The organism is Lactonifactor longoviformis DSM 17459, from assembly GCF_900129135.1.
GTDB lineage: Bacteria > Bacillota > Clostridia > Lachnospirales > Lachnospiraceae > Lactonifactor > Lactonifactor longoviformis.
The window spans coordinates 58,608-67,527 of sequence record NZ_FQVI01000001.1; the positions used below are offsets into that span (position 1 = coordinate 58,608).

The following is an 8,920-nucleotide window of genomic DNA, read 5'->3' on the forward strand; positions in this document are numbered from 1 at the left end:
TTACATCCAGGTAAATGGCTCTTTTACCGGCATTCCCTCCACAATGAGCTGCGGGTATTCTCCGGCAAGTACCTGTCTCATAAAGTCAATAAACATAGCCTCTGTTCCATAATGTCCCGCATCAATTATCGCGATCCCTCTGGAGGGCGCATCAATTCCCGTGTGATAATCAATATCCCCGGTCACCAGAACCTCAGCCCCTGATGAGATAGCTTTTGCCACCATACTCTTTCCGGAGCCGGTAGATACGGCGGCCCGATTCAGGCTCTGATCCATATCTCCGTAAACGGTGACGTGGGACAGATTCAGGGCTTTCTTCACAAAACCGGCGCACTCCCTCAGTGTCATCCTCCGGGGAAGGGTCCCCACTCTTCCGATCCCCTCCGCTCTGCCGCTGTCCTCAAAGGTAACATCCAGCACAGAGGTATCGGTCAGCTGAAGATACCCGGCACTCAAATCAGCCATGCCGCAGATATCAAAATTCGTGTGCATGGCATAGCAGGCAATATTCTCTTTTATCATTTTTATGATCCGTCTGCCCAGATAATTCCCGGCGTTTACTTGTTTGATTCCGCTGAAAATCATGGGATGATGGGTTATCATCAGATCCGCGTGAAAATCCACTGCCGCGTGTAAGGTCTCATCCGTCACATCCAGGGCAAGAAATATCCTGGATATCTGGGATTCCTCATCCCCCACCAACAGTCCCACGTTGTCCCAGTCCTCTGCAAAGGACGGGGGATACAATCTCTCCAGTGTCTGTATGATTTCTTTACATTTCATAGTGTAGTAAAGCAGCTTCTATATACTGCATCTCCTGTTGAATTTCTTTTTCCCGTTCTCTTGCCTGAGGGGTTCCGGACAGCGAAAGCGTATCCAGAATCTGCAGGCAGGTGTCTTTTTCCTTTTCCAGATACTGTCTCAGCACAGGATGTCCGGACTGAAGCAGTTCCCGCCCGTACCTTAAATAAATCTCTTCCGTCTCTTCCATCTCTCCATGGACAGCCTTTATCATAGGATAGTATTTTCCATCCTCCAGCACCATTGTTTCAGCTGTGATGGAATATCCGTTTTTCTGCAGAAAGAAGCGTACCTGGCGAATCTCTGACTGTGGCTGAAGAATGAATTCCGATACACTGCGGAGCACTTCTTCGCCGTCTCTTAGAATCTTCTGTACCAGACCTCCCCCCATCCCGGCAATGATAAGAGTATCTGCTTCCCCGGGCTTCAGGGCCTGTACACCGTCTGACAGGCGCGTCTGTATGTATTCCCTGAGTCCATTTTCCTCTATATGTGCTTCTGCCCGGGATAAAGGGCCTCTCCGGATGTCCATGGCAATGGCACCTGGTATCTTTTTCTGCTGTATCAGATAAATGGGGATATACCCATGGTCACAGCCAACATCTGCAACTGTGTTTCCCTCTGTAACCATGCCGGCCACAGCTAAAAGCCTGTTGGATAACTGCATACGCTTTCTCCTGTATTAATCCAGATAGTCTTTTAGCTTGCGGCTGCGGCTGGGATGGCGGAGCTTTCTAAGCGCCTTTGCCTCAATCTGGCGGATACGTTCCCTGGTTACATTGAATTCTTTTCCCACTTCCTCCAGTGTTCTGGCACGGCCGTCATCCAGGCCGAAACGAAGACGGAGCACCTTTTGTTCTCTCTCGGTAAGGGTTCCCAGCACCTCCACCAGCTGTTCCTTTAACAGGGTAAATGCAGCTGCATCTGCTGGCACAGGTACATTGTCATCCTGAATAAAATCACCCAAATGGCTGTCTTCTTCCTCTCCGATAGGAGTTTCCAAAGACACCGGCTCCTGTGAAATTTTAAGAATCTCACGGACACGGTCAACGGACATATTCATCTCCTCTGCGATCTCTTCCGGCAGAGGTTCCCGGCCAAGCTCCTGAAGAAGCTGTCTGGATACCCGGATCAATTTATTAATGGTCTCCACCATGTGAACCGGAATACGGATCGTCCGGGCCTGATCGGCGATAGCCCTTGTAATTGCCTGACGGATCCACCAGGTGGCATAGGTGCTGAACTTGTATCCTTTTCTGTAATCAAACTTTTCCACTGCCTTGATGAGACCCAGATTTCCCTCCTGGATCAGATCCAAAAACAGCATCCCCCGGCCCACATAGCGCTTTGCAATGCTTACTACCAGGCGGAGATTCGCCTCTGCCAAACGCTTTTTGGCATTCTCATCCCCGTCTTCCATGCGCTGGGCAAGCGCAATCTCTTCCTCCGCCGTCAGAAGGGGAACCTTACCAATCTCTTTCAGATACATCCGCACCGGATCCTCAATGCTGATCCCCTCAGGCACCGACAAATCTATATTCTCAACATCTACCTCGTCTTCTTCGTCCAACTTAATATCTTCATCATCGTCCAGCAGCAGCACATCCGTATCCGTATCGCTGATTCTCAGCACGTCGATTCCATTGGCTTCCAGATAGTCAAAGACTTTGTCCAGATATTCAGCATCCAGCGGGGTATCCCGGAAAAAGTCATTAATCTCCTGATATTCCAGAACATTCTTTTTCTTTCTGCCCATTTCCAGAAGCTCTGCTAATTTTTCACTGAATTTTGCCATATTCATTTCCATAGGTGTTCCATCCTCTCATAACTTGTTTATATTTTATCCTTAATCGAAAGAAATATGCAATATCACCCGTTTTGCCTCTATCTCCTCTAATCTGCGCTTATCCGCCAAAATCTGCTGTAAACCCTGCATATCTGTGGGAGACAGGTGTGCTGTCCGATATTCGATGCTATTTCTCATAATTCGGCAAACCGTATCGGTTAATGCCTGCTGCCGTTCTCCGTCTGTCTCCAGATGAAGTGTGGCATTGAATAAAGAGGCGATCTCTTTTTGTTCTTCACTGTCTGTAAACCGGTTCAGAAGCTTTGCCGGGTTTACCTCCCCCTGTGCGTGCTGTTCATATAAAAGCTCAGCCACTGTATGGTACAGAGGTGTAGTAAAATCATCCGGGCCAATATAGCCCCTGACCGTGTCAAACATGGACGGATAGGAAACGAGCCAGGTAAGCATCAGCTTCTGGGACGTTTCGATTCCGCTTTCTTTATTGTTTTTTTTGTGAATGCCGGACTTAGGCTTAATTCTCTCCTCTGCCGGTGTTCCGCTGAGGGCCAGCTTATTCACCAGCCGCCTCAGGTCCTCATAGGCAATATGGTACTTGGAAGCAATGGACTCCATATAGTTGTTCCGCTCGATTTCCTCCGGAAATTCCAGCAGTTTCTTGGCGATTGCCCGGTAAAAATCCGTCTTACCCTGGGGGTCCGCAAGATCATAGTCTCCTTCCATCACAGAGATTTCGAACAGGAAGCTGTTCATCGCTTCGTCCAGGCGCTCCTCAAAGGCTTCTCTTCCCAGCGCCTGTATAAACTCATCCGGATCTTTATACGGGGATAGATTCACCACTCTGGCCTTGAGCCCCGCAGCCTTCACAATGGGAATTCCCCTGAGGGCTGCTTTTCTTCCTGCCTCGTCGCTGTCATAGGTGAGGAGAACTTCCTCTGTATACCTGCGCATCAGACTGGCATGTCCGGATGTCAAAGCTGTCCCGAGAGAAGCTACCGCATTGGAGAATCCCGCCTGGTGCATGGCAATGACGTCCATATAACCTTCACATATAATCAGATTTTTCTTTCTGGAGGTTCTGGCGATGTTCAGTCCGTAGAGGTTCCTGCTTTTGTCGAATATCTTTGTCTCCGGTGAGTTCAGATATTTAGGCTTTCCCTCTCCCATCACACGCCCTCCGAACCCAATCACCCTGCCATTCACATCCTGGATGGGAAACATCACACGATTCCAGAACTTGTCATGCATTCCTCTTTTCTCATCAAACTGAAAGAGGCCGGAATCCTTTAATAGTTCATCCGAATACCCCTTTTGTTTCAGGTAACGGTGCAGCATGTCCGAATACTTTGAGGAATAGCCGAGTCCAAACTTTTTTATAGTATCGTCGCTGAGCCCTCTGCCGGTGAGATAGCCGTAAGCCTGTCTGCCCGCTTCCTGGCGGAGCTGGTAATAATAAAAGTTCGCAGCCTGTTTCTGAATCTCCAGCAAAAGTGCTTTCCGGTCTGCCTGCGCCTTCTGCTCTCTGGAGTATTCCATCTCAGGAAGCTCCACTCCGGCACGTTCGGCCAGCATTTTGACTGCCTCCACAAAGGTATAATTCTCATATTCCATAATAAAGGTAAATACATTGCCTCCGGCTCCGCAGCCAAAGCAGTAATACATCTGCTTTCCGGGGCTCACAGAAAAGGAAGGAGATTTCTCATTGTGAAAAGGACAGAGACCAAAGTAGGAACTTCCTTTTCTCTGCAGCTTCACATAGCCGGAGATGACATCCACGATATCATTTTTCATTCGTATCTCTTCAATTAAATCATCTGAATAATACATGTTCTTCCTCCATATGCTATATTACACGTTACTTCCCGGTTTCCTTTTCCTTTTTCTCATTTTTTTGTCGGAAATTCCTGTCAATATACTTCCCATCCCTTCGGAATATAGATTTCCCGGAACTTATTGATGGAAAATTGGTCGGTCATTCCCGATATGTAGTCGCATACCACCCTCTCCTTTTCCTCACCGTTTTGTATCAGCTCTACATACTCCTGGGACATGGCCGTTTCATGTGAGCTGTAGTATTCATACAGCTTTTCTATCATATTGCAGGCTTTCTCTTCTTCCTTTTTCGCCACAGGGTTCAGATATACGTCCTGAAACATAATACTCCTCAGATCCCGCATGCCCTCCTCAATCTCCGGAGACATGGTAATCCTGTCCCTCCCCTGGCTGTTTCTGATAATGTCGTGGATAAAGGTATTCAGACGCTCTCTGGTTGTGTACCCCAAAAGCATTCGGATCGTGATGGGAATGTTGTCCTCGCTGATGATACCCGCACGCTCCGCGTCATCCATATCGTGGTGTATGTAGGCGATCTTGTCACAGTAGCGCACAATCTGTCCTTCCAGCGTGCTGGGGCTTCCCGCAGTTCGGTGATTGCGTATGCCGTCCAGTACCTCCCAGGTCAGATTCAGCCCTTCTCCCCGCTTTTCCAGCCGTTCTACCACCCGCACACTCTGCTTATAATGAGCAAATCCCAGCGGACATATGGTATCCAGCACCTTTTCCCCGGCATGTCCAAAGGGCGTATGCCCCAGATCATGCCCCAAAGCGATGGCTTCCACCAGATCCTCATTCAGACGCAGTGCTTTTGCAATGGTTCTTGCAATCTGAGACACCTCTAAGGTATGTGTCAGCCGGTTACGGTAATGATCCCCCTGGGGAGACAAAAACACCTGTGTTTTGTCTTTCATCCTGCGAAACGCCTTGGAATGGAGAATCCTGTCTCTGTCTCTCTGATAGACGGTTCTCACATCACACTCTTCTTCATGCCTCCTGCGCCCTCTCGAATGTCTGCTGTAAGAGGCATAGGGACTCAGAAGTTCCATCTCCAGTTCTTCAAAACTTTCACGAATTGTCATACTTTGCACCTCCATGGGAACAAGTAAAATCAAAGTGTCTATATTTAATATATTCCGCAAAATACAAAAATTTCCTCTTTTTTGTAAGAAAAGGCCTGATTTTGTATGCTGTGTCTCCCAGAGGCTTTTACTTCATAAGGCATACTCTGTAAAGTAAAAAATACGGATACTGTCTGTATCTGATCACAGACAGGTATCCGCATTTCTGCTCCTATATAAATCTGGCAACCACCGGAACCAGAATTACCGTTATAATTCCCGTCACTACAATGGCAAGGCTGCTCATAGCCCCCTGTATCTCGCCCATCAAAAGGGCCTTGCTTGTGCCGATGGCGTGTCCTGATGCTCCCAGTGCAAGCCCCTGGGCCACGGGATCTTTGATATGGCATACTTTAAAAACCAGGTCGGCAACCACGGTGCTAAGAATTCCTGTAATTACCACTGCAGCAACTGTTATGCCTGACAGTCCCCCAATCTCCTCTGTCACGCCAATGGCAATAGCTGTGGTGATCGATTTGGGAAGCAGGGACAGGGTCATAGTTCGTTCCAGATGCAGAAGATACGCCATCCCTCCAATCAGTCCCATACAGGTGACAGTGCCGGCGGTAAGGCCAGCCAGTACAGGCACTAAATTCTCCTTCAGTATCCGGAGCTGCCGGTACAATGGCAGTGCCAGACAGACAGTAGCCGGAGTGAGCAGATATGTGATATACTGTGCCCCCTGATTAAACGTCTCAAAATGTATCCTCCCCGCAAGGAGCACCCCAATAATAAATACTGTGGAGATAAGAAGGGGATTGCACACTGCAAGTTTTGTTTTTTTCTGGACTGCCAGCCCAAGCCCATACCCCAGCAGGGTAAGAAAAAAACCAAAATAGGCTGAATTTTCAAACACCGCATTCATAGTCCTCGCCCCCTGACTCCTTTTCTGTTTTTTTCACCTTTGCGCACAGCCGCATCGCTCCCTGGGTGACTGCCCCTGTTACTCCCATAATTGCCGCGGTTGTAATTACAATAATCACCACAAACCCCAGCAGGCCCTGGGATATACTGGCGTAATTCTCTATCACTCCCACACTTGGACCTGTAAACATCACAGGCATCAGAACCAGCAGAAAATCGGCAGTTTCTTTTATGTGCTCTTCTTTTACAACTCCCATACACAGAGCCAGAAACAGCAGAATCATTCCATATACACTGGCCGGCACCGGCAGAGGCAGCAGATAATTCAGCAGCTCTCCCGCAAAGGTAATGCCTCCGATAATCCCAATCTGTTTTACATACTTCATATTATTAAGAACCTTCTTTCCTATTGCACTCTTATAAGCATCGTCTTTTATGATAGCACAACTGGGATCCTCTGTTAATATTGCCTCCCGTTTTTTCCCTAATTTCAGATGATTGAACAATATTATTTTCTTTTTCTTATGCTTTCTGGTTATTTTTATACCGCCTGACGTTAGCGGTATGCTTCTCTTAGGAGTTCGATTTCTCCGGCATAGCCCTCCAGATCATTCGGCGTTTCCAGATAAAAAGGAAGCTCTCTCAGTGCAGGATGGTTGATGACACGGATCAGGGCCTCTTTGCCGATATGTCCCTCCCCTATCCTGGCATGCCTGTCCTTATGGCTGCCCAGCTCATTCATACTGTCATTTAAATGGATCGCTTTCAGCCGCTTCAGCCCGATCACCTGATCAAACTCCGTCAGCACCTCATCCAGGCAATTTACAATGTCATACCCGCCGTCAAATACATGGCAGGTATCCATACAGACTCCCATTTTATCTGAGAGTTCCACACGATCCAGGATCTCACGCAGTTCCCGGAAATTCCGCCCTACCTCGCTCCCTTTTCCGGACATAGTCTCCAGAAGCACCGTGGTGGTCTGATCCGGCCTCAGGTTCCGGTTCAGAACATCAGCAATCAGGGCAATCCCTTTTTCAGTCCCCTGCTGCACATGGCTTCCCGGATGAAAATTATAATAATTTCCTGGTGTATACTCCATTCTTCTGAGATCGTCCGCCATAGTTTCAATGGCAAAGGTGCGCACCTTTTCATCTGCTCCGCAGGCATTCATGGTATAGGGCGCATGCGCCAGAATACAGGGAAATCCATGCTCTTTGGAGAGGTTCAAAAAGGACTGCACATCTTCGGGCCGTATCTCTTTTGCCCTTCCCCCTCTGGGATTCCTGGTAAAGAACTGAAACGTATTGGCTCCGATTTTCAGAGCTTCTTTTCCCATGGCTTCATATCCTTTTGCGGATGATAAATGACTTCCTATTGTTAACATCATAATTCTCCTTTTTCTTAACATTTCGTGCAATATCTGATATATTATTATTTGAGCTTAACAGCTCCTATTCTATCACAAATCACAGAAAGAAAGAAGAGATCCTATGTTCGGAGAATGTCATGCCCATATTATTATGGACGCTGTTAACTATAAACATGCGGTAAACCGCCATCAAACCGGTGTGGACGAATCTGTAATCCATGCCCATTTTTCCGCCTATCAAAAGCTGGGCATCGGGTTTGTCCGGGACGGCGGAGACAGCCTTGGCGTTTCCAGGCGGGCACGGGAGATTGCGCCCTCTTACGGAATCGACTACCGCACTCCTATCTTTGCAATTCATAAAAACGGGCACTACGGAGGCATTGTAGGCAAGGGCTTCGATACGCTTCCGGAATATGCGGCTCTTGTCCGGGAGGTAAAAGTGCAGGGCGGGGATTTTATTAAAATCATGACAACGGGAATCATGGACTTCGACACAGACGGCCATATTACGGGGAATGCCCTGCCCTATGCGCTGGTCAAAGAGATGGTACACATAGCTCACGAGGAGGGTTTTTCGGTCATGGCCCATACCAACGGAGCCGGCCCTGTGTACGATGCCCTGCTGGCAGGGGTGGACAGCGTGGAACACGGCAATTACATGGATGATGAGTGCATCCGGGCCTTTTCCCAGTCTAAGGCCGTGTGGGTGCCTACGGTCACTGTGGTTCCTAACCTCATAGGCTGCGGACGGTTTTCGGACACTGTTCTGGAAAGCATCTGGAGGAGAGCAGGCGAAACTATAAGAAAAGCCTGGAAAGCCGGTGTCACCATGGCCCTGGGCAGTGACGCAGGCGCTTACCTGGTCCCCCACGGGCAGGGGCTGCTGGATGAGTGGGAACGGTTTAAAAGTATTCTTTCAGGGGAAAGGGATCTGGAACAGAGATTGGAGTTGGGGGAGAGGAAGATTAAAGAAAAATTCTAGTTTTGTGTATGTGAAGTTCGGAGTTATATAATCGGGGAGCGATGTGTTGCAGACGGACGGTCAAGGGAGGAGGTCTTGGGGCCAGGGGTACTGGGTGGATCTGCTTGCTGCTGCGTTTCTCCTCAGCTAACTGCCTGGCCGTT

The 8,920-nt window shown here is 48.5% G+C and carries 9 protein-coding genes; 1 reads left to right on the forward strand and 8 read right to left on the reverse strand.

Features of this window, described 5'->3' with window-relative positions; genetic code table 11:
• From BUA56_RS00205 to BUA56_RS00240, 8 genes are all read right to left on the reverse strand, one after another.
• A complete protein-coding gene (locus BUA56_RS00205) occupies positions 1–783 on the reverse strand; it encodes a Nif3-like dinuclear metal center hexameric protein (RefSeq protein ID WP_072848113.1) in 783 nt (260 codons plus the stop codon).
• A complete protein-coding gene (locus BUA56_RS00210; RefSeq protein WP_072848115.1) occupies positions 773–1,468 on the reverse strand; it encodes a tRNA (adenine(22)-N(1))-methyltransferase in 696 nt (231 codons plus the stop codon). Before BUA56_RS00210 ends, BUA56_RS00205 begins: the two co-directional genes overlap by 11 nt.
• A gap of 15 nt (positions 1,469–1,483) precedes the next feature.
• Positions 1,484–2,608 carry an RNA polymerase sigma factor RpoD gene (rpoD, locus tag BUA56_RS00215; RefSeq protein WP_072848117.1) on the reverse strand — a complete coding sequence of 375 codons (1,125 nt, stop codon included), beginning with the start codon at positions 2,606–2,608 and terminating at the stop codon, positions 1,484–1,486.
• A gap of 39 nt (positions 2,609–2,647) precedes the next feature.
• On the reverse strand, positions 2,648–4,432 hold the full coding sequence (gene dnaG / locus BUA56_RS00220; RefSeq protein WP_072848118.1) for a DNA primase: 1,785 nt from the start codon (positions 4,430–4,432) through the stop codon (positions 2,648–2,650).
• A gap of 80 nt (positions 4,433–4,512) precedes the next feature.
• A complete protein-coding gene (locus tag BUA56_RS00225; RefSeq protein WP_072848120.1) occupies positions 4,513–5,520 on the reverse strand; it encodes a deoxyguanosinetriphosphate triphosphohydrolase in 1,008 nt (335 codons plus the stop codon).
• A gap of 211 nt (positions 5,521–5,731) precedes the next feature.
• On the reverse strand, positions 5,732–6,424 hold the full coding sequence (locus BUA56_RS00230) for an LrgB family protein (RefSeq protein ID WP_072848122.1): 693 nt from the start codon (positions 6,422–6,424) through the stop codon (positions 5,732–5,734).
• Positions 6,408–6,809: a CidA/LrgA family protein gene (locus tag BUA56_RS00235; RefSeq protein ID WP_072848728.1), complete on the reverse strand. Its 402-nt coding sequence runs from the start codon at positions 6,807–6,809 to the stop codon at positions 6,408–6,410. The genes BUA56_RS00230 and BUA56_RS00235 overlap by 17 nt, the downstream gene beginning before the upstream one ends.
• A gap of 170 nt (positions 6,810–6,979) precedes the next feature.
• On the reverse strand, positions 6,980–7,810 hold the full coding sequence (locus BUA56_RS00240; RefSeq protein WP_072848123.1) for a deoxyribonuclease IV: 831 nt from the start codon (positions 7,808–7,810) through the stop codon (positions 6,980–6,982).
• Positions 7,811–7,916: 106 nt separating this feature from the next.
• Between BUA56_RS00240 and BUA56_RS00245 the strand changes: the two genes are divergently transcribed.
• The gene (locus BUA56_RS00245) at positions 7,917–8,777 is read left to right on the forward strand and encodes an amidohydrolase family protein (protein ID WP_072848125.1); all 861 of its coding nucleotides are present in this window, start codon (positions 7,917–7,919) and stop codon (positions 8,775–8,777) included.
• Positions 8,778–8,920 lie beyond the last annotated feature (143 nt).

Excerpts from the sequence above, each read along its gene's own strand:
- BUA56_RS00205 (WP_072848113.1), bottom strand. The coding sequence starts at position 783 with ATGAAATGTAAAGAAATCATACAGACACTGGAGAGATTGTATCCCCCG.
- BUA56_RS00210 (WP_072848115.1), bottom strand. The coding sequence starts at position 1,468 with ATGCAGTTATCCAACAGGCTTTTAGCTGTGGCCGGCATGGTTACAGAG.
- rpoD (WP_072848117.1), bottom strand. The coding sequence starts at position 2,608 with ATGGAAATGAATATGGCAAAATTCAGTGAAAAATTAGCAGAGCTTCTG.
- dnaG (WP_072848118.1), bottom strand. The coding sequence starts at position 4,432 with ATGTATTATTCAGATGATTTAATTGAAGAGATACGAATGAAAAATGAT.
- BUA56_RS00225 (WP_072848120.1), bottom strand. The coding sequence starts at position 5,520 with ATGACAATTCGTGAAAGTTTTGAAGAACTGGAGATGGAACTTCTGAGT.
- BUA56_RS00230 (WP_072848122.1), bottom strand. The coding sequence starts at position 6,424 with ATGAATGCGGTGTTTGAAAATTCAGCCTATTTTGGTTTTTTTCTTACC.
- BUA56_RS00235 (WP_072848728.1), bottom strand. The coding sequence starts at position 6,809 with ATGAAGTATGTAAAACAGATTGGGATTATCGGAGGCATTACCTTTGCG.
- BUA56_RS00240 (WP_072848123.1), bottom strand. The coding sequence starts at position 7,810 with ATGTTAACAATAGGAAGTCATTTATCATCCGCAAAAGGATATGAAGCC.
- BUA56_RS00245 (WP_072848125.1), top strand. The coding sequence starts at position 7,917 with ATGTTCGGAGAATGTCATGCCCATATTATTATGGACGCTGTTAACTAT.